A 21,806-nucleotide genomic window follows, 5' to 3' on the forward strand; every position below is an offset into this window, starting at 1 on the left:
TTTGCAAGGAGAATGAAGTTACATGCTTAAATTGAATTGCTCAAGGGTAAATGTTACTTAAGACACTTCTTAAAAAGGGGGAATGAGTGATGGCGGAAAAACAAGATGAAATGGGAAGCATATTCAGTTTCATTAAAGGCCAGGTAGATAAGCTCCCAATTTCACAATCGAAAAAAACCAAAATGCTCGACCAGCTCTTAAGGCTGAAAACGATGACTGTTGATGCAAGGGAACCGCGAATTGCACTTGTCGGAAGAAGAGGGTCTGGAAAATCCTCACTGATCAATGCGATGTTTGGTCAGGAACGGCAATATGTCAGTTCCGTTAAATCTGGAACGGGTAAGGGGAAATGGTTATGGTACCCGAGTGATGCCGAACCCAAAATTCGTTTACTGGACTCACGCGGGCTGGGTGAGAGTGAAGCTCCTACGGAAGAGTTCGAAGAAGATACACCATTGGATGAATTGATAAAAGCGGTGACTGAAGAACAGCCTGATGTGTTTCTTTTCTTGATTAAAGCAAAAGAAGCGGATTCACGTATTGAAGAAGATTTACAAGAATTGAATAAGCTGCGCAAGATCGTTAAAGAGAATCACCATTATGATGTTCCTGTCATCTGTGTGGTCACACAAGTGGATGAATTAGATCCGCCACATTATAAACAAGTACCTTTTGATGCCAATCCTAAGAAAAAAAAGAATATTGATGAAGCCATCGCTTTGATGTCAAAACGATTTAAAGATAGTGAAATACCACTTTTGAACATTATTCCTACTTGTTCGTATATTGATTTTGATGAAAGCGGAAATATTGAATATGATATGCGTTGGAACATAGATTTGCTTTCTGATTACTTAATTGAGGCCTTACCCAGTGAGGCGAAGCTGAAGACTGCCAAAGCGATGCAGAGCCAATTCGTTAAGAAGAAATTCGCGCGGACGATAGTGGGAACGTTTACGGCAATCGCAGGTCTAATCGGTGCAGAGCCAATACCTTTTGCCGATTTTCCCATTTTGACCGGCATTCAGGGTTTGATGATTGTGGTGATTGGTTTTATCGCGGATAAAGAAATCAATACGAAAACGGCAAGTGAATTCATTGCAGCGTTAGGAATCAATGTTGGCATCGGACTCCTTGTCAGGGAAGGTGTCAGGGCTGCAGTCCGTTTCATCCCAGGAGCTGGTCTAGTCGTTTCCGGTGCGGTAGCGGGTGCCGTCACTTATGGAATCGGGCAAGCCGCGATAGCTTACTTTCTCGAAAACAAAAATATTGATCAGGCGAAGGAGGCTTACAAGAACGCGAACAAAGAATATAAAAATGAAGACATTGACTCTTAATGTGTAGATTCGAACCATAAACTACACTAAGGTGATATGATAAAGTGGAGTTAGCAGTTCTGTTTCTGCTGCTGGATGGTTCAAGATTTTTGTTACTAGAGGAGGAATGATCTTCATGTCGTTTTTTCAATCACAGAAGCAAAAAGAATATATACAAAAATTAGAGGAAGCGATTCAGTCCTTTACCGGCCGATCTGAGGCACTTGATGATTCAAAGGGATTTCCTTATGAAAACATTCAGGAGTTAAAGGAATTCGGATACCCCCAATTAACTTTAGCTAAAGAGCATGGCGGATATGGCGGTTCCTTATATGATTTTCTCCTATGCCAAGAAAAAATAGCTCAATATTGCGGCCCAACAGCCTTAGGAATAGGCTGGCATGTAGGAACGGTACTTTCCTTATCGGAGAAGAGACCATGGGAAAAAGGAGTCATGAAAGAATTGTATGATGAAGTTTCGAAAGGTGCACTAATCAATACGGCAGCATCTGAGGCTGGAACGGGGAGTCCGACGCGCGGAGGCCGACCGGAAACCATCGCGATCAAAAAGGGTAATCAATGGAATTTGAATGGCAGAAAGACTTTTACTACACTCTCTCCCGTCCTTGATATTTTTCTAGTAACGGCATGGGTTCCCGAGGATGAGCGTCTTGGCACATTTTTAGTTCATCGTGATGTAAAGGGTGTAAGTATAGAAGAAACTTGGGATATGATTTCCATGCAGGGGACAGGAAGTCATGATCTGGTGTTAAAAGATGTCAGCCTGCCTGAGAAGTATTATGTCATGAAAAGCAATCCTGGTGAAAAAAGAAAACCTGAAGCGTGGCTATTACATATACCGGCTTGCTACTTGGGAATCGCAGTGGCTGCCAGAAATTACGCAGTCGAATTTGCGAAAACCTATTCTCCGAATAGCTTACCAGGACCAATCAGGGACCTTCCGAATGTTCAACGCACAATTGGGGAGATGGAACTGGAATTGGGTGAAGCACACCATTTCCTCTACTCTGTCGCAGAAAAATGGGTGCGGCAGCCTGAAAATCATGATGAATTATCGAAGCAATTGGGGGCAGTTAAGTTATCGGTCGTCAACAAATCGATTTCCATCGTCGATAAAGCGATGAGAGTCGTCGGAGCCAAAAGTTTACAACGAAACAATCCCCTGCAACGCTACTATAGGGATGTACGCGCAGGAATTCATAATCCTCCGATGGATGATGCGACAATCACCATGCTCGCAAAATCAGCTCTTTATTAATTCTTATTCAAATATTTTTTTGATGGCACTGAAATGATCGTTTCAGTGTTTTTTTCTATTCTTTTTCTAACATTATTTTGTGTTTTCGTTTTAAGTACAGTTTTTAGGTGTAGTCTTTTTTCGTACACATGTAAGACTTCTAGAGTGTGGGGAAAACTAGTATTAGAAAATCTCTGAATCGGTGCTTGGCTTTTTTATGTTTTATGGGCAGTGCAATAAATCGATTGAAGGTAGTGTAGAGAAAAGAACTTTTGAAGTGGAATTTAGTCCAGACATGTACCATAACATTAAAAAAAGAACGTGCGAATTGTAGCACGATTTCTTTTAGAGTAACATATACTTTACCGGGGTATGGTTTATCATTACCCTGGTCGTTAATTGTTTCCATACAATCCTGAGGAAAAAGGAAATGGCGTTTATACTCTGAAATTCGACGCCTGAATACTCTTATAATGCGTTTGTTGATAGTAAACCCGGAAACCTTGCTATCAGGTTAGTCCGATAGAGTTTGAGGTTGATAAAAATTTGAGGAGAATTTAAATTTTATGGTAAAGTCAAGTGCTATCCATTCGTTATAGAGGCCAAATAATAAGGAAAAAGGGGAATTTATATGAACTTAGATGGGGTTAGCAAACATCTATTAATTTGCAACGGGAAAACATGTACGAAAAATGGAGCAGAAGAAGTAACAGAGACGATTAGAGGGGAATTGAAAAACTTAGAACTACAAAAGGAGATTCACACAACAAAAACATTATGCAACGGCCAATGCAAGTATGGTCCGATTGCTGTTCTATATCCACAAGGAACCTGGTATAAAGAAATGAATAAAACAAAAAGTAAAGAACTTATTCGTCAATTGAAAGAAAATGACAATGTTCATCTAGGTTCTGAACTTTATTACCATGATGGGAAAACATTCAAGAACCAGAAGAGTGAATGAACTGTAACATCTCACTTCTATATCTAATAAGGGTTTCTGTATAGGACGCTTTTTGGAAGAAAAAAATTTCGATATTCAGTGGACTGATCATTTTTAACAAATCAGTTGATAATTCTCCCCATTAATACTAATTAAAAATAATGGTAATTGAAAATTGTTCTCTTAGAAAATTCAACAGTTTTACCAATATGGGAAAAGTACCCGATCTTTAAGAACGGGTATTTTTTATATAACATTACCTCAATTTCTTTCCTGGATGGCAGAAGAGGTAACTTTTATTTTCCTCATAATAATTTCACTAGCTTATCATTATCTATCTTGTTATGATTGATATACCTGTCTAAATCTTCGAAAAATATCGAAAGTTCGGTGTAGAAATGAATCTTATGACCAAAGATTTACTGATTAACTTTTTACTTATCCTTTTTCCGATCTTTTTATTGCAAATGAGCTATCTAGTGAAGTACGTATACCGTTTAGATGCATTAAAAGGATCCTTCCTATCGATTTTCCCTATTCTTTCACTTGTGCTATGCATGCTATTTCCCGTTGTTATAGAAGAGGATTTTGTTTGGGACCTTAGATGGATCCCATTTCTGTTAGGCGGTTTATATGGAGGCTATCGGTTAGGAATCATATTGATAGTCATCACTCTTATTATCCGTTATTTATCAGGGGGTGATAATGGATTTTACATATCATGCATCACTTTTCCACTTGTGGGTGTTTCCTTGTTTTTTATATCTAAATACTATTTGAAACTCTCTGTCAGTAAAAAAATTCTCATCGGTATATCATTAATCTTCATTGTACATATTCTCACGCAGTTTATTTCAACAGTAGTATTTGAACTTACTATCGGCATAAGTCTATGGAAACAATACTTCACGATCCAAGTCATTGGAATCGTTGTTGTAATCTTACTATGGGAGGTCATCCTCACTAATTTTCAGGTTCTCGAAAAATTAGTGAAAGCGGAAAAATTGCAAATCGTTAGCCATCTGGCTGCAAGCATATCTCATGAAGTCAGAAATCCCCTTACAGTTACCAGGGGCTATATACAAATGTTAAGCGAAGACGTTTCTTCCCATACAAAAATCAGATATGCAAATATTGCATTGAAGGAATTAGATCGGGCCACGGATGTCATTAATGATTATTTGACGTTTGCAGCCATAAGCCCTGAAAACACGGAGCGATTAAGGGTATCGGAGGAAATTCAGCATGTCGTGAACAGCATAAAACCCCTGGCTGACAATAATGGAACAGAATTGAAGTTATCCTTATTCGAAGATGGAGCTTATTATATCATGGGGGAAAGGAAGAAATTCCAGCAGAGTTTGTTCAATATCTTAAAGAATGGCATAGAATCGATGGACCATGATGGCAAAATATACGTACATTTGATTCATGCTGCCTCCACCATCCAAATTAAGATCCAAGATCAGGGAATTGGAATGACACAGGAACAAATATATCGTTTAGGTGAGCCTTACTTCACGACAAAAAATAAAGGGACGGGATTGGGCATGATGGTTTCATATAGCGTTATCAAAAGCATGGATGGTAGGGTACATGTGTCAAGTGTACAAGGGAAAGGGACATGTTTCTCCATTAACCTGCCCATACATAAATACGAGCCTAATTGAGTTTAGTGTAAATTGACAGTTTTAAAACTCATAGATTACAATTTAAGTAAATTACCAATTATTATGAAATAATTCAATGACGCATTTGATACCTAAGGGAGATGATTGAATGAAATCGCTTACAGATGGACAAATCATTTGGGAACCGACAAAGGAACGAATCGAGCAAACGGTATTGACGCAATATGTGAAATGGTTAAAAGAAAAGAAAGGTTTAACATTTCATGATTATCATGAATTATGGAAATGGTCGGTAGATGAACTGGAGCAATTTTGGGCTTCAATTTGGGATTATTGTGATGTAAAAGCCGGCAGGAAATATGACAGGGTTTTAGCGGAGCAATCTATGCCAGGTGCGAAATGGTTCGAGGGGGCAAGGCTTAATTATGCTGAAAATGCATTATTGAATAATCAAGAAGAGAAAACGGCGATATTTTTTCGTTCCGAACAAATCAGGCAGCAAGAGGTTAGCTGGAAAGAGCTGAAAGAAAAAGTGGCCTCTGTCGCCCATTCATTAAGGAAACTTGGTGTGAAATCCGGTGACCGTGTTGTTGCCTATATGCCAAACATACCCGAAGCGGTGATAGCTTTCTTGGCAACTGTGAGCATAGGTGCCATCTGGTCCAGTTGTTCACCTGACTTTGGGGCAAGAAGTGTCATAGATCGTTTCAAACAGATTGAACCGGTTGTATTACTGGCGGTTGATGGGTATCAATACAATGGAAATGTACATGATAAAACACCAGTCGTCTCACAGCTTAAACAGGAATTGGTCTCTGTTAAGCATACCGTGCTGGTTCCTTACATAGAAAAGAAGATTTTGGAAGTGAGTCTGACAGATACGATTCCGTGGGATGACCTTTTAAAAGAAAAGGCAGAATTATCTTTTGAAAATGTTCCGTTCGATCATCCGCTTTGGATTCTCTATTCATCAGGTACAACCGGGATGCCAAAACCGATTGTACAAGGGCATGGCGGTATATTATTGGAGCATTTTAAATCAACAAGAATCCATCAAGGCATGACTTCCGAGGATACCGTATTCTGGTTTACGACGACAGGCTGGATGATGTGGAATCTCCTTATGGGTGGTTTGCTAAATGAAGGTACCATCGTCCTTTATGACGGCAGTCCTTCTTTTCCGAATATGGAGGTTCTTTGGGAATTGGCGGAAGATACAGGCATGACCTTCTTTGGAACAAGTGCACCATTCCTTACGAATTCCATGAAGTTAGGAAACAAGCCTCTGGGAAAATATGATTTATCGAAATTGAAGGCTCTTTTTTCCACTGGAGCTCCATTATCTGGAGAAGGTTATAAATGGGTGTATGAAAATGTCAAAAAGGATATCTGGCTCAGTTCATCCAGTGGCGGGACCGATGTATGTGCCGGATTTGTGGGCGGAGTTCCAACATTGCCCGTGAGAATCGGAGAGATACAAGGAAGGGCATTGGGTGTTTGTGCGGAAGCCTTTGATGAGCATGGTCAAACATTGATTAATGAAGTCGGGGAATTGGTCATTACCAAACCGATGCCGTCCATGCCGCTATATTTCTGGAATGATCAAGATGGGACAAGATACTACGAGAGTTATTTCGATACGTATCCTGGCATATGGAAACATGGTGATTGGATAAAGATCGACGACAAGGGCAGCTGTATCATTTATGGACGTTCCGACTCGACCATCAATCGTTCTGGTGTACGGATGGGAACTAGCGATATCTACCGGGTCGTCGAAGCGATAGACGAGGTGATGGAAAGCCTAGTCATTGATAGGGAAGTGCTTGGCCGCGGTTCCTCACTGCTGTTGTTCATAGTCCTAAAGCCCGGGGAAAGTCTGGATCCAGCATTGACGGCAAAAATCAAGGAGCAAATCAGAGGGCATGTATCCCCTCGCTTTATCCCTGACCAAATCCATGTCGTTGGACAAATTCCTAAAACGTTGAACGGAAAGAAGATGGAAGTCCCGATACGTAAAGTATTATTAGGTTTCGAGTTTGATAAAGTAGTGAATGAAGACTCCATGGGAAATCCAGAATCGCTACAGTTTTTTAAAGAATTGGCACTCGAGTTGAATGAGAAAAAAATATTCTAGAATTCAGGCGGAGCAGAAAAGCTCCGTCTTTTATTTGTTTTTCCTGAATGGCCTTGGTGTTAATTCCCCAATAAGGTTCACTCTTCTGGAGTGGCCTGCCATCGTAAAAAATATAATACTGTTGGAAATATTTTCTTGACAATTTAAAAACAGATGAATAGAATAAAATGGAAAGTCAGTAAGTACTGACAGTCCATTCGGAGGAAGTGAGAGCATGAGTAGCAGTAATAAGCTTAGTACCGATGATAAGCTGCTGTTGGCGGCAATCGATCTAATTGCAGAGAAAGGGTACAATGGTGTTTCTACTCAGGAAATTGCTGGTTCCGCAGGTTTTAGTGAAAAAACACTATTCCGTCGGTTTGGAAGCAAGCAAAATCTTTTAGAAACGGCATTTGACCGATATCATTATGCTGAAGAGATGACCAAACTTTTTAATGAAGAGCAAATCGTGTGGGATTTGCATTCAGATTTACAACTTATCAGTCGAACATATCATGAAATCATGAATCGTAACCGGAAAATGATTATGATAAGTATCAAGGAGGAAGGCAATTTACCTGGTTTTAGAGAAAAAACACAAAAGCACCCCCAACAGTTACTGGGTATTTTGACAAACTATTTTAACACGATGCATGAAAAAGGAAAACTTATTCCCACAGACCCAGAGCTTCAGGCGTTGTCGTTCATGATGATGAATTTTGGTGCCTTTATGAACAATCTGGATACCGATGAAAACTATCCAACCGTGTCCCTGGAGGCATTTATCATGGAGAGTGTGCAAACATTTACTAGGGCTTTGACTCCCTAGTTTTTGAATAATTATAATGACAGTCAGTACTGACATGCCATGGTGATTGTATAGGATATGTCAATTTTTAATGAACTAAAAAAATAGATTAAATGTCAGGAGATTATGAATATGAAATCAAGTAATACAATAGTATGGATTAATGTATTTACAGCTAAACCAGGCAAGCTAGATGAATTGGTGGCTATCCAAGTTGAAGAGCTGCTCAATTTCAAGGAGGAATCACAAGGTGTTCCCGGTTGGATCAGCAGCCGTTGGCATCGTTCTGTAGATAATGATAAGGCAATTATGGTAACGACCTTTGAGAGTATTGATTTTCATAAAAATTGGTTAGAAAAAAGTGAATTCAGAGAACATCTTAACAAAATAAACCATCTCATTGAAGATACAGAAGGTGGGTACTACACGTTAGTGGAAGAGATTGAAAATATGTAAATCCATCAACTTATAAAGGTTTCTTAAAACAATTAATTGGCCAGTCAGTTTTTACGAGGAGGAGAAAACATTGGAAAAATTAAAGATTGGAATTATCTTAGGAAGCACACGAATAGGACGCGTAAGTCCACAAGTGGGAAATTGGGTTAAAGAAATAGCTGATAAACGAGAAGATGCAACTTATGAAATCGTCGATATCGCAGATTTCAAATTGCCGTTTTTTGGAGAAGGCACTGGTAAAGAACCAGGATTATTAGCTTGGTCAGAAAAACTCTCTAGCTTGGATGGTTTTGTGTTTATCGTACAAGAATATAATCATAGCATTACAGGGGCATTAAAAAACGCACTAGATTCCGCACGTGATGAATGGAACAACAAAGCTGCAGGCATCGTAAGCTATGGTTCAACTGGCGGAGCCCGTGCAGCCGAACATTTGCGTGGCATATTAGGGGAATTACTAGTTGCGGACGTTCGTGTAAATCCAACATTATCGCTATTTACAGACTTTGAAAACTTCAAAACGTTTAAACCAGCTGATTTACACCATGGTAATGTCCATGCAATGCTAGATCAAACAATTGCATGGAGCGGTGCGCTAAAAAATTTACGTTAAGCTTGATAGTTTACTAGCTAGGTCCTTCCTCTCTAACTATTTAACAAAAATTCATGTTAGTAAGTACTGAAACCTAAATAAAAGGTGCAAAAAGCGCTTATTCCTTAAGCTTAAGCAGCTGCTTTCCACATTCAAATCATCTTTGAACTTCAGTTATAAGTGAATTCGGATCGTATATTTTAAACAAAACGAGACAAAACGAGACAGCAATCTCATTTTGTCTCGTTTTGTTTCTGCTGAAAATAGTTAAAGTCCTAATTTTATCGCCTCCCATTTTGGCACGGCAATTGCACTATATAAGATTGACTCGCTATTACTGAATGGGGGCTGAAAAATGGAAACGGTTCAATCGAATGAAATAAAGTTATCACAGGACAAAGCTTATTGGATGTACAAGAAAATGCTGGAGATCAGAAAATTCGAAGACCAAGTTCATGAATCTTTTGCAAAAGGGATTTTACCTGGGTTTGTCCATTTATATGCAGGGGAAGAAGCGGTTGCTGTTGGTGTATGTGCCCACTTATCCGAAAAGGACAGCATTACAAGCACCCACAGAGGCCATGGCCACTGTATTGCAAAAGAATGCGACCTAAACGGGATGATGGCTGAAATCTATGGGAAAGTGACTGGGCTTTGCAAAGGAAAAGGCGGTTCGATGCATATTGCCGATTTGGATAAAGGGATGTTAGGTGCAAACGGGATAGTCGGCGGAGGCTTTCCGCTCGCATGCGGTGCAGCATTAACTGCCAAATATAAAAAGACCGATCACGTTAGTGTATGTTTTTTTGGTGATGGTGCCAATAATCATGGGACATTCCATGAAGGGATAAATCTGGCGGCAATCTGGAAGCTGCCCGTAATATTCATCGCTGAAAATAATGGGTATGGGGAAGCCACGCCTTTCAACTATGCTTCTAGCTGTAAAATGATAGCCGATCGGGCGATAAGCTACAATATCCCGGGTGTCCGGGTGGATGGGAAAGATGTATTGGCTGTGTATAAGGCTGCTGAAGAAGCCGTTCAGAGGGCTCGCAGGGGAGAAGGGCCATCATTGATCGAATGCGTTACTTATCGAAATTATGGCCACTTCGAGGGAGATGCACAGAAGTATAAAAAGGAACAAGACAAAAAGGAGCATAAACAAGAGAAAGATGCGATTGCCCTATTTAGGAATTACTTGCTGAATCAGAATCTGCTGGCGGAAAAAGAACTGATTTCTCTTGAGAATGCCGTTGAGGAATCTATTAAACAAGCAGTCAAGTTCAGTGAAGATAGCCCGTATCCAGAGGCATCCGATTTATTAAACGATGTTTATGTATCTTATTAAACTATAAAAGGAGGAATTGAGATGAGTAGAAAAATCAGTATGTCACAGGCAATAAATGAAGCAATGGCCATGGCAATGAGAAAAGATGAAAATGTCATCCTTATGGGAGAAGATGTAGCCGGCGGTGCAGAGGTCGATCATTTGCAGGATGACGAAGCATGGGGGGGTGTTTTAGGTGTCACGAAAGGATTAGTTCAAGAGTTTGGCCGGGATAGAATTCTTGATACACCCATTGCGGAAGCAGGATATATGGGAGCGGCAATGGCAGCCGCTTCGACAGGCTTGCGACCGATTGCCGAGTTAATGTTCAACGATTTCATTGGCAGCTGTTTGGATGAAGTATTGAATCAAGGTGCGAAGTTCCGTTATATGTTTGGCGGTAAAGCACAGGTTCCCGTGACGATCCGTACGATGCATGGTGCAGGGTTCAGGGCTGCAGCTCAGCATTCACAAAGCCTTTATGCCTTGTTCACCAGCATTCCTGGATTGAAGGTCGTCGTTCCCTCATCCCCCTATGACGCAAAAGGGCTCTTACTTTCAGCCATTGAAGATAATGACCCCGTCATCTTTTTTGAAGATAAAACGCTATACAACATGGTAGGGGAGGTTCCGGAAGGCTACTATACAATTCCAATCGGTAAAGCTGAAATGAAAAGGAAAGGCTCGGATTTGACAATCGTTGCCATCGGTAAACAAGTTCACACCGCGATGGAGGCTGCTGAAAAACTCACAGCTAAAGGCATTGAAGTTGAGATTGTCGATCCGCGGAGCTTGTCACCACTGGATGAAGAATCGATTCTCTCCTCTGTGGCAAAAACAAATCGTTTGATCGTGATCGATGAAGCGAACCCAAGATGCAGCGTCGCAACGGATATTGCCGCACTGGTAGCGGATAAGGGGTTTGATACGCTCGATGCGCCAATTAAGAGGATTACGGCACCACATACACCTGTCCCTTTTTCTCCACCGCTTGAAGATATTTACCTTCCTACATCAGAAAAAGTGATACAAGCCGTTTCAGAATTATTAGGGGAACCTTCCATTCTAGGAGTGTAAATAAATCCAGATGCATGCTCCAGCTTTTTTGCATAGAACTGCAAAAGTTGGAGCAACAAAACCAATGATGGACAAACAAACCATTATGAAGGGAGAAATTAGATATGGCTGTCGAAGTGGTAATGCCGAAATTGGGCATGGCAATGAAAGAAGGCACTGTTTCGTTATGGAGTAAGGCTGTTGGGGATCCAGTCGAAAAAGGTGAAGCAATAGCCAGCATCAATTCAGAGAAAATAGAAATGGATATTGAATCTCCAGCGGAAGGTACGATTCTGAATATAGCTGTTCAAGAAGGACAAGGAGTACCTCCAGGAACCGTTATCTGTTATATCGGAGATCCGAATGAAAAAATAAAGATCGATGAACCTGTTGCTGTAGATACCCAGTTGAAAATTAATGAACAAGAAAAGCCGAAAACAAAAGAGTCCCCCACTTTGCCAATGGGAGATCGATTGATGATCACTCCGGTTGCACGAAAAATGGCACAGGCAGCGAATCTTGACATTGAGAGAATTCAAGGCACCGGGCCAGGAGGAAGAATCACTAAAGAAGATGTCCAGAAAGTAATTGAGAAAAGGGATTCCATCGCGGTAAATACAGAAGAAAGAATAGTTCCGCCAAAACCAGCTTTAGAGAGTCAGCAGCAGATCCCTGTTAAGGGAATGAGGAACATCATTGCCAAACGTATGAAAGAAAGTTTGCAAAGCAGTGCCCAATTAACGCTAACGCTGAAAGTTGATGTCACTGATCTAGTCATTTTGCAAAAACAGGCTACAGAAACGCTGCATAAACACGACTCAACTAAATTGACTATAACGGACTTTGTTGCCAAGGCTGTCGTGCTTTCACTTAAAGAGCACCCTAAAATGAATAGTGCCTATATTGAAGATAATATCATTTTGTATGAGCATATCCATCTTGGATTAGCGGTTGCATTGGAGAATGGACTAGTGGTTCCCGTCATAAGAAATGCCGAAAATTTTACTCTAAGACAGTTATCGAATAAGGGTAAGGAGTTGGCCCGGTGTGCACGTGACGGTCAATTGCCAATTGAAGACATGCAAGGGTCCACTTTTACAATCAGTAACCTCGGGGCATTTGGCGTTGAGCATTTTACACCCATTCTCAATACTCCGGAAACGGGGATACTCGGAATTGGCTCTGCTTACGATACCCCGCTTTATATTGGTGAAGAATTGGAGAGGAGAACGATCTTGCCACTCAGTTTAACTTTTGATCACCGTGTACTGGACGGAGCACCCGCTGCTGCCTTTTTACAAACACTAAAACGGTATTTAGAAAAACCGATCACCGTTATTTTATAGAAAAGGAGGGAAAGCCTTGAATCGTATAGTTATTATAGGCGGTGGTCCTGCAGGGTATGTAGCGGCAATCACTGCTGCCCAGCAGGATAAGGAGGTCATATTGGTAGTCGATGGGCCATTGGGCGGAACCTGTTTAAACGAAGGCTGCATGCCAACGAAATCATTATTGAAAAGTGCCGATACGTATGACTTGGTGAAAAATGCCGGGCAAATGGGAATTCGCCTTTCCCCCCATTCGATTGAAGTCGATTGGGATACCGTACAGGAACGAAAAAGAGAGGTCATCTTTAAACTAGTGAACGGCATTCGATATTTAATGGGTAAGAATAAAATAAAAGTTATAGAGGGCAGAGCTTCTATCCTTTCAAGCAATCGACTGCGGATCGAGAACGGAAATGAAAATGAAGTGATTGATGCAAGTAAGATCATCATTTCAACGGGTTCTGAACCGATTCCACTACCTTTTGCGTCGTTTGATGGTGAATGGATCATTCACAGTGGTCATGCCATGTCACTTCCTGCCATTCCCGATTCCCTGCTAATTGTCGGAGGGGGCGTCATCGGATGTGAATTTGCCAGCATTTATAGCAGGATGGGCACCGAGGTTACCGTTATCGAAATGGGGGAAAAGCTGCTTCCAGGGGAAGATGAGGATATCACGAGCATTCTGCATGAAGAATTGAAAAAACAAGGCGTTACGGTCCATACCTCCACAGCTGTCAAAAACATCAATGCAACCAGTAAAACGGTATATTTAGAGAATAGCGATGGCAAATTGGAAGAAAAACAAGCTGATTACGTACTCGTATCTATAGGGAGAAGACCAAGAGTGAACGGAATAGGCTTAGAGGAAAACGATATTGATTTTTCCCGACTTGGCATTTCGGTGGATGATCGAATGCAAACAAGCAATCCATCGATTTATGCCTGCGGTGATGTGATAGGGGGCATCCAACTTGCCCATGTAGCTTTTCATGAAGGGCGTGTGGCGGCCCTGAATGCCTGCGGTCAATTTGCACAAGTGAATTACCGGGCAATCCCTCGCTGCATTTATACCTCCCCCGAGATTGCCAGTGTAGGCTTGACCGAAAAAGAAGCGGGTCAAAAATATGGTGAAATAAAAGTAGGTGAATTCGCTTTTTCGGCAAATGGGAAAGCTGTCCTTTCCAATAAACCGGTAGGAAAGGTCAAAGTCCTAGTGAATCCACAATATAATGAAATTTTAGGTTTTTCCATTGTTGGTCAGCATGCAACAGAATTGATTGGACAAGGAACGATCATGCTGCATGCAGAAATAACGGCAGATATGATGGAAGATTTAGTGGCGGCGCATCCAACCTTGTCGGAAGCCATACATGAAGCTCTTTTAAATGTTGTTGGTCAAGCTGTGCATTGCTAAAACTGAAGGGGGAATTTGTATGGCTAGCGGTCAACGGATGGCGATAGTCACTGGTGCAGGTCGTGGTATCGGACGTGCCATTGCTTTAAGATTAGCTCAAGATGGATTGAATGTGGTCATTAACGACGTCAATCTGGATACGGCTGAATCGGTCGTGAATGAGATAAGGGAATTTGGACGTGAAAGCTTTGCCGTTAAAGCGGATGTAAGCAATAGACGGGAAGTATTCGAAATGGTGAATCAAGTTGTGGAACGTTTTGGACAACTGGATGTTATGGTTTCAAATGCAGGAATTGCACAAATAAAGCCTCTATTGGAAGTAACTCAAGAAGATCTTGAACAGATTTTCAATATAAATGTAAATGGTGTCCTCTTTTGCCTGCAAGCCGCGGCAGAACAAATGAAAAAGCAAGAAGGCGGGAAAATCATAAGTGCTGCCAGCATCGCCAGTTATAAAGGATTTAGCTTACTAGGTACATACTCGGCCACGAAATTTGCCGTAAGAGGAATAACACAAGCGGCTGCACAGGAATTGGCCCAGTTTGGCATTACGGTGAATGCCTACTGTCCAGGAATAGTCGGGACGCAAATGTGGGATTTAATCGATGAAAAAATGGGTCAATATATGAATCTTGCTAAAGGGGAAACATTTAAAAAGTTTATAGATTCCATAACCTTAGGACGCTCCGAAACCCCAGAAGATGTGGCGAAATTCGTCTCTTACCTTGCTTCACCGGATTCGGATTATATGACAGGTCAATCTATCATGATTGATGGAGGAGTTATTTTTTCATAAACTTTATTGTTTAAATTGAGAAGCATCATGTGAATGATCACATGATGCTTTTTTGTAAACTCAATCTATATATTGTAAGCGAATACATAATCTACTATAATTAAAAAGACCTCGATTAACATCCTATTTTATACTCCATGGTATTTTTCCTCTAGATTGACTGGTCAAATGAAGGTTTAAACCAAATGATTAGAGGAGGATTATATGCTATCCACTAGTTGTTATCTACGTACATGGGAACGCTTTGTCAGTGAAGGTGTCCTCGATTCAAATCGTCTGAATAAGCGAATAATGGAATCCTGGCATCGCTGCAAAAAAGATCAAGTCAACCCATACCTTAATAAAGGCAAACACATTTTGACGAATGAACTATTGGACATTCAAAGAGAAAAAAACTCCTTTCTATTAGAAGTGGCATCACCCCAATTATCCAGGATGAATCAATCGATAAAAGAATCAGGAATGATGGCCTTATTGGTCGATCCGGATGGATATGTCCTTTCACTTTCCGGAAACGAGAAAATCCTCGATGAGGCAGGCAAAATAAATTTTGTGGAAGGCGTATGCTGGACGGAGGGTGAAGTCGGAACGAACGCAATTGGAACAGCGTTGAAAACGGGTGAAGCCGTAATGATCCAAGGTACCGAGCACTATTCAATTGCCTCACACAAATGGAGTTGCTCTGCCATGCCCATTTTAAATGAGGACGGTAAGATATTGGGAGTATTGGATATATCATGTCCAGTAGAATATTTCCACCCATCCATGCTGGGTATGGTAGCCAATTTGGCGTATACGATCGAACAGGAAATGGGAGTGCGTTCCTATAAAAAGGAGCTGGCACTGGCCCAGCACTCGATAGAACTTGCAGAAACCTATCCAGATCTGCCTTTTATCGTCTGTAATCATAAAGAAATGATAATCTCCGCCAGTAAACAGGTTCGCAAAAAAATTCCTCAATCCATTGGGATGGCATTGGCCGATCTTTTGAATCGTGGATATCGAATCGTAAAGGAAAATCCGCTACTATGCAAAGAGGATAATAGGATTTCCGGTAAGTGTTTATTCTTATCAGAGAATTATGGTCATGAAACCAATAGGCTTTTTCCTGCTTCAATTCCTTCAGAAAGGTTTGCCTTCAAAGGGGAAAGAGGGATTAGCGAGTCCTTTCATAACACATTACATAAAGTTAAGCTTGTTGCACCGACAGAAGCAAATGTGTATATATCCGGTGAAACAGGTGTCGGGAAAGAGCTTATTGCCATGGCTATTCATGAAAATGGCATGCGCAAAAAAGGACCGTTCGTCACGATAAATTGCGGAGCCATACCTAAAGATTTAATGGAAAGTGAATTATTCGGGTATGTTGATGGCGCTTTTACAGGGGCTAAACGGCAAGGTCACAAAGGGAAGTTCGAGCAGGCAAATGGAGGAACCATTTTTCTCGATGAAATCGGTGAAATCCCTCAAGCGATGCAAGTTGCCTTACTGCGTGTTCTTCAGGAAAGAAAAATCGTTCCGATCGGCGGCACAAAAAGCATATCATTGGATATTCGCATTATCACTGCAACACACCGTAATCTTGAAGAGCTTGTCAATGAAGGTTCCTTTCGGAAGGATTTATACTATCGGTTGAACGTTTACCCCATTCATGTACCTCCCTTAAGGGAAAGGATTGAAGATATTCCTTATCTGGTCAACTACTTGTGTTCGAAGAATAATTGGAATATTCCATTAACGGAAGAATTATTGAATCGTTTAAAGGAGTACAATTGGCCAGGCAATATTAGAGAATTGCAGAATGTACTTCAGCGATTGACCATCTTACTAGCAGAAGGACCTCTGGATTATGTTAAAGTGTTGAATTCCATGCATTCACAGCCGGTTACACAGCATGATGAGTTCCCTGCATGGGAGGAACCTGGTGGTAAAAAAGGAATCAAGGGAAATAAACTGACGATCCGTGAAAAAATTCAACGGGATCTAATGATAGAGGCATTACAAAAATCAAGAGGAAATGTTACTGCTGCAGCAAAGCTGATGGATATACCAAGAAGTACATTTTACAAGCGGCTCCATAAGTATGGTATATAGACATTCGTATGTACATTATGTAAGAAAAGCAGACTTATAGAAATCCTTGAAAAATGAAAGGGGTATGGCAAATGAAAACGAGAATGACTGAATTATTGGGGATTGAATATCCGATTATATGCGGCGGGATGTTTCAAGTTGGCCGAGCCCCGCTCGCAGCCGCTGTTTCAGAAGCGGGGGGACTTGGCATCATCACTTCGAAAACACAGGTGACACCAGAAGGACTCCGTGATGAAATACGGAAAGTGAAAACCTTGACCAAGAAACCCTTTGCTGTCAACCTGAACCTGTTTCCAAGTCAAACGGCAACCCCGAATGATGAGTTCATCGATATTTTAATTGAGGAAGATGTGAAAATTGTTGAAACGAGTGGCCGAAGCCCAGAAAGTTTAATGCCCAGACTTAAAGAGCACGGCTTTACCGTGTTACATAAGGTAGCGAACGTCAAAAACGCTGTGTCTGCAGAGAAATTAGGAGTCGATGCCATTATTATTGTCGGGAATGAAACAGGCGGACATTCAGGCATGGGGGATGTAGGAACGCTTGTCATGCTCCCTAGAGCCGTTGACTCTGTAAATATACCAGTAATAGCTGGAGGGGGATTTTCGGATGGGAGGGGCCTTATCAGCGCCTTATCACTCGGTGCTGAAGGTATCGTCATGGGGACTCGCTTTATGGCAACGCAAGAAGCACCGATTCATGAAAACGTGAAGCAGTGGATGGTATCGGCCAATGAAACGGATACGGTCGTCATCCAACGGAATATAGGCAGTCCTTCGCGTGTAGCATTAAATGCCGTCAGTAAAGAAGTGGACAAACTTGAAAATGAAGGTGCCACTATAGAGGAATTGATTCCGCTAATTACGGGACAAAGAAGCAAGAAAGTATACTTTGAAGGAAATTTAGATGGAGGCATCTGGTCATGCGGTCAATCCGTAGGACTCATAAAAGAAATATTGACCGTCAATGAACTGATCAAACAAATCGTTCAAGAAGCAAAAAACTCGTTCGAATTCATCCAAAGCCGTATCGAATCCATTCGAACATAAATAACCTAACTGGAACATGTGATCAATAGTGATTTCGTGTTCCTTTTTTTATCTATTAAACATAAAGTTCCATAGGTGGTTAAGAATAGACTTTTTCAAAAATGCATGACCGTTATTTATAACAGAAGAATGATTTATAACTCTAACGAGAAAGGTCAATTCAATAGAAAAAAGCTACATAGCCCATCAATTACTTGCTAACTAACTTTCAGCAACTTCTTAATAAAGACTTTCACAAGTAAAAAACCAAAGAAAAAGGTAATTAACATTTCGTGAGTGTTTACATAACATTTTTATTCAGCTAAATCAAATAAAGCTTGAGATCTTAAAACCATTCTAATTTTTTCTGGCATATTTAATTTCTGAAACTTTTAAACCTTTTTATATGAAATGAAAAATCGACTTTTACGATTTTATTTCACTCATGAGAAACAAGAACTGATTGCTGAAAGTAGATGTGGCTCTAAACAAATTTGATTTGCCTTATAACCCTTGTCAGCTTCCTATTGATTCACTGCATGTTTGCTACACATATGAAAGCGGTCCATGCTTGTTATTGTACATCAAAACTCGATGGCGGATTGAGCATCATTAAGTTTAAAACATTTTTTAAATGTTATTCACGCTATAGGCTGCTATGGGGTTAATTAAGAAGGCTTATAGGAGATTATGTGGCTAAATGGAGGATCTATCATCAATTTCAGATAGAAAGCGGAACTTTCATGATAAAAAACATATTGAATTGTCATTAAGGTAAATTATATTTATATAATTTTTATTGAGTGTTAACTCGTGATTTTTCTCATTTAGCCATTTAATTTATATATAAGAATAATAAAAATGATAAATTATGTAAATAAATCAGGGATATTTAGATTTACTGCAGAAATATTAGATGACGATTCTTTGAATAGGTCTTTAGGAAAGGAAAGGAGGGAGCAATATGAAGAAAAAGATTAGTTGTGCATTTACCCTAGCTGCTTTTTTAATAGGAGGGGCAATCATTTATTACTCAATTTCTATATCTTTATACACAGCTACAGAAGATTTAAATGAATTCCCTGTACCTAAAAATGCTGAATTGGTTCAGTTAAATGAACAAGGGAATAGATATGAATGGTCAAGGGCTTCTGAAGAAGACGGCATTCCATTTGGATATGCAATGGCCCTTAAAGCGAATGAATGGAAAAAGGGGAAAAGTGAGGGCGCTTCAGTTTATACATGAAGGGAAATAAAAAGTAGATTTAATTACCACAACCAAGCAATTAGAGATCCTTAGAGTGAAATGACTAAGGATGATAAATACTAATTGAATAATCCGATCTATAGTATAAAAATGACTGAAAACGAAATATGTTAACAATTAGCAGATAAATTAAAATTCAATATATAAATCAAGAAAATTTTAATGACCGTATCTGATGTGAAATTAGCTTAAATCCAAATCTTATTGCGAATTTAAACCGAATTTTTAATAGAAGATCAATCATTTTAATTGGAACAATATTTATTTACGTTTTAATGTATAAGTTAACAATGACTAATTAATAAAAAAATTATAGATAAATAATGGCAATGATTAAATATAAAAAATTATAGATAAATAATGGCAATGATTAAATATAAAAAATCTGCATCTCGTCTCACTGAGTTAAGTATTCTTAAGATATGAGACAAAATAAACATTAAAAATACAACTTCCTATAATATATATTATGTAAACTAGAAAAAATATTTAATAAAAATGATCCTTTACTTTCATGTCTACCGCCCCTCAACTATTAAGACATTTTTAACAACGACTATCCTTGATATATAGTCATCCATTACGGAAAATATTTTTACGAATGTTTTAGCTTCTTTATTTTCCGTTTGTGATTAATTCTAAATTCCTGTCAAGACTTTCTTTCTAAAATCATTATCTAATTAATAAATATCCTTGTTAGTATAAATCGCTTATTATTTGTTTCATTTCCTTATTCCCGAAATAATTCGCAATTTTTTACAAAATATCCTATTCATGAATCTAAACTTTACAAATATCCCCCAGGGTGATTTGGAAATCCATGTTTTTCCACACGCAACAGGACTCGACAATACTTCTTTTTACGAAAATCATATTACTCAGAGGCAACAATCCATTGTTCGGAATTCGCTTGGAAGACTTGAAAGTTTAGGCTAGACGTTGACATGTCAAACTGGAGAACCTTCATGGTTTAACACTATAGGTAAGACCGTCCAAGTGGAATTAAATGCAGGAGAAAAAGTGTTTGTGTTTATTCAAAATGTGAGTGGAAGTGTTTCTTATAGATCTCTGTCACTTACTGTAAAACGTATAGGACCCCTTGTATCCTCTGCTAAAGAGGAAATAGGAACTATTAAAGCAGAAAGAGAAGTGGAAAAAACAAAAAAAAGCTTCATTGCTCGACTTTTCGGAAAGTGAACAATGAGAAAAAGGGTGAGTAAAATAGATAAGCCAATTTAAGGTCGTAGATTTGTTGACACGACCTATAAGTGTAAAAAAGATGATTTCTTTAATAAAAAAGATGATTTCCTTAATAAAAACAATGATTTCCTTAATAAAAACGATCATAAAAAATGTAAGGATTGTGAACAAGGTCCTCGGGGACCTCAAGGACCTCAAGGACCTCAAGGATTTCAAGGACTTCCAGGACCTCCAGGACCTCAGGGAGAAACTGGACCCCCAGGACCAGGGGGTGCTTTGGCTTATGGATCATTGTACGATCCGTCTGGAAATTTTGTCACAGTGTCTACGTTAAATCCCCCTACTCTGGGGCAGAAGGTTGTTTTCACAACTCCTGGACCGTTATTAGGAACAGCTCCTTTTCCTCCTGGTCTTGGACCTTATACTGATATTGAGGTTCTGACTGCTGGGGTATATGAGATTAGCATGGATTTAACAGCTAGATTGATTAATGCTTCTAACTTGACGTTTAATACCGAAGTGCAGTTCAGGTTATTCATCAATGACACAACCCCGGTTCTTGAAAGTACTTTTGAATCCTTTAATCGTATTACAGGCGGTCCAGGCGGTCAACCATCGCAAGTTGAAACTAGAAACACGATAGGAAGAACAATCCAACGTCGTTTATCCGCAAACGATAGGCTAAGCATTAGAGTCATTACAGCATCTGCCAATGTAACATATAGGTATCCATCATTAGTAGTCACAAAAATCGCCAACTAGCTGCCAAAGTCATTAAATAGGAGCAAGAAGAGCCCTAACCTAAATGTTGTGGGCTTTTTCCGATTTACTGAACGTGGTGTTTTTGGTTACACACTAGTGGAGTCATAATGTCAAAAAATTAGAAAAAGACAGTAGATTTGTTTATTAATTTAGTGACACAAAAACAAACCTGCTGTCTTTGGATTAAATTTGTATTTTTGTTAATCGAATGAAAAACAACACTTTTGTGTCGTTAATCACTCTACTTTATTATTTGTTTTAGCTTCTACTCCACTGATTATTAACTAATGAGAAATATCCCCATACCCTTAATAATTCGAAAAGTGAAATTTACCTTTCTTCAGTTGTCATTAAAGCGTTCATAATGCACTGGCATGATGCTAAAGAAATCTCTTTTATAAAAGAGGTTGT

Annotated in this window: 18 protein-coding genes; all 18 read left to right on the top strand. The window is 39.7% G+C overall.

Annotated features, from left to right (window positions below; genetic code table 11):
- Window positions 1-89: 89 nt before the first annotated feature.
- The 18 genes from ACZ9AO_RS02875 (at window position 90) to ACZ9AO_RS02960 (ending at window position 21,395) form a co-directional block, all read left to right on the top strand.
- On the top strand, window positions 90-1,337 hold the full coding sequence (locus tag ACZ9AO_RS02875) for a GTPase family protein (protein WP_476108410.1): 1,248 nt from the start codon (window positions 90-92) through the stop codon (window positions 1,335-1,337).
- A 115-nt stretch (window positions 1,338-1,452) separates the two neighbouring features.
- On the top strand, window positions 1,453-2,595 hold the full coding sequence (locus tag ACZ9AO_RS02880) for an acyl-CoA dehydrogenase family protein (RefSeq protein WP_421162325.1): 1,143 nt from the start codon (window positions 1,453-1,455) through the stop codon (window positions 2,593-2,595).
- A 610-nt stretch (window positions 2,596-3,205) separates the two neighbouring features.
- A complete protein-coding gene (locus ACZ9AO_RS02885; RefSeq protein ID WP_251539499.1) occupies window positions 3,206-3,538 on the top strand; it encodes a (2Fe-2S) ferredoxin domain-containing protein in 333 nt (110 codons plus the stop codon).
- 386 nt (window positions 3,539-3,924) lie between these two features.
- Window positions 3,925-5,187, top strand: a complete 1,263-nt coding sequence (locus tag ACZ9AO_RS02890; protein WP_476108411.1) for an ATP-binding protein — start codon at window positions 3,925-3,927, stop codon at window positions 5,185-5,187.
- A gap of 109 nt (window positions 5,188-5,296) precedes the next feature.
- Window positions 5,297-7,285, top strand: a complete 1,989-nt coding sequence (locus tag ACZ9AO_RS02895) for an acetoacetate--CoA ligase (protein WP_476108412.1) — start codon at window positions 5,297-5,299, stop codon at window positions 7,283-7,285.
- A 214-nt stretch (window positions 7,286-7,499) separates the two neighbouring features.
- On the top strand, window positions 7,500-8,093 hold the full coding sequence (locus ACZ9AO_RS02900; protein ID WP_476108413.1) for a TetR/AcrR family transcriptional regulator: 594 nt from the start codon (window positions 7,500-7,502) through the stop codon (window positions 8,091-8,093).
- Between the two features lie 111 nt (window positions 8,094-8,204).
- Window positions 8,205-8,528 carry an antibiotic biosynthesis monooxygenase family protein gene (locus ACZ9AO_RS02905; protein WP_476108414.1) on the top strand — a complete coding sequence of 108 codons (324 nt, stop codon included), beginning with the start codon at window positions 8,205-8,207 and terminating at the stop codon, window positions 8,526-8,528.
- A 70-nt stretch (window positions 8,529-8,598) separates the two neighbouring features.
- The gene (locus ACZ9AO_RS02910; RefSeq protein WP_323596841.1) at window positions 8,599-9,141 is read left to right on the top strand and encodes an NADPH-dependent FMN reductase; all 543 of its coding nucleotides are present in this window, start codon (window positions 8,599-8,601) and stop codon (window positions 9,139-9,141) included.
- A 334-nt stretch (window positions 9,142-9,475) separates the two neighbouring features.
- Entirely contained in the window at window positions 9,476-10,468 is a 993-nt protein-coding gene (locus ACZ9AO_RS02915) for a thiamine pyrophosphate-dependent dehydrogenase E1 component subunit alpha (protein WP_476108416.1), read from the top strand.
- Between the two features lie 21 nt (window positions 10,469-10,489).
- Window positions 10,490-11,524 (top strand): alpha-ketoacid dehydrogenase subunit beta, encoded by a 1,035-nt coding sequence (locus ACZ9AO_RS02920; RefSeq protein ID WP_098936477.1) that lies wholly within the window; start codon window positions 10,490-10,492, stop codon window positions 11,522-11,524.
- Between the two features lie 104 nt (window positions 11,525-11,628).
- On the top strand, window positions 11,629-12,849 hold the full coding sequence (locus ACZ9AO_RS02925) for a dihydrolipoamide acetyltransferase family protein (protein WP_476108418.1): 1,221 nt from the start codon (window positions 11,629-11,631) through the stop codon (window positions 12,847-12,849).
- 16 nt (window positions 12,850-12,865) lie between these two features.
- Window positions 12,866-14,248, top strand: coding sequence for a dihydrolipoyl dehydrogenase (gene lpdA, locus ACZ9AO_RS02930; protein ID WP_476108419.1), 1,383 nt, complete (start codon window positions 12,866-12,868; stop codon window positions 14,246-14,248).
- A gap of 19 nt (window positions 14,249-14,267) precedes the next feature.
- Window positions 14,268-15,044: an acetoin reductase gene (locus tag ACZ9AO_RS02935; RefSeq protein ID WP_476108420.1), complete on the top strand. Its 777-nt coding sequence runs from the start codon at window positions 14,268-14,270 to the stop codon at window positions 15,042-15,044.
- Between the two features lie 204 nt (window positions 15,045-15,248).
- Complete coding sequence (locus tag ACZ9AO_RS02940) at window positions 15,249-17,138, top strand: sigma-54-dependent Fis family transcriptional regulator (protein ID WP_476108421.1); 1,890 nt, start codon at window positions 15,249-15,251, stop codon at window positions 17,136-17,138.
- Window positions 17,139-17,209: 71 nt separating this feature from the next.
- A complete protein-coding gene (locus tag ACZ9AO_RS02945) occupies window positions 17,210-18,187 on the top strand; it encodes an NAD(P)H-dependent flavin oxidoreductase (protein WP_476108422.1) in 978 nt (325 codons plus the stop codon).
- Window positions 18,188-19,130: 943 nt separating this feature from the next.
- Window positions 19,131-19,412, top strand: coding sequence for a hypothetical protein (locus tag ACZ9AO_RS02950; protein WP_476108423.1), 282 nt, complete (start codon window positions 19,131-19,133; stop codon window positions 19,410-19,412).
- A 1,017-nt stretch (window positions 19,413-20,429) separates the two neighbouring features.
- Window positions 20,430-20,630 (top strand): hypothetical protein, encoded by a 201-nt coding sequence (locus ACZ9AO_RS02955; protein WP_251539523.1) that lies wholly within the window; start codon window positions 20,430-20,432, stop codon window positions 20,628-20,630.
- A gap of 324 nt (window positions 20,631-20,954) precedes the next feature.
- The gene (locus ACZ9AO_RS02960) at window positions 20,955-21,395 is read left to right on the top strand and encodes a hypothetical protein (protein WP_476108424.1); all 441 of its coding nucleotides are present in this window, start codon (window positions 20,955-20,957) and stop codon (window positions 21,393-21,395) included.
- Window positions 21,396-21,806: the final 411 nt, after the last annotated feature.

The organism is Peribacillus sp. TE19612, assembly GCF_056279465.1.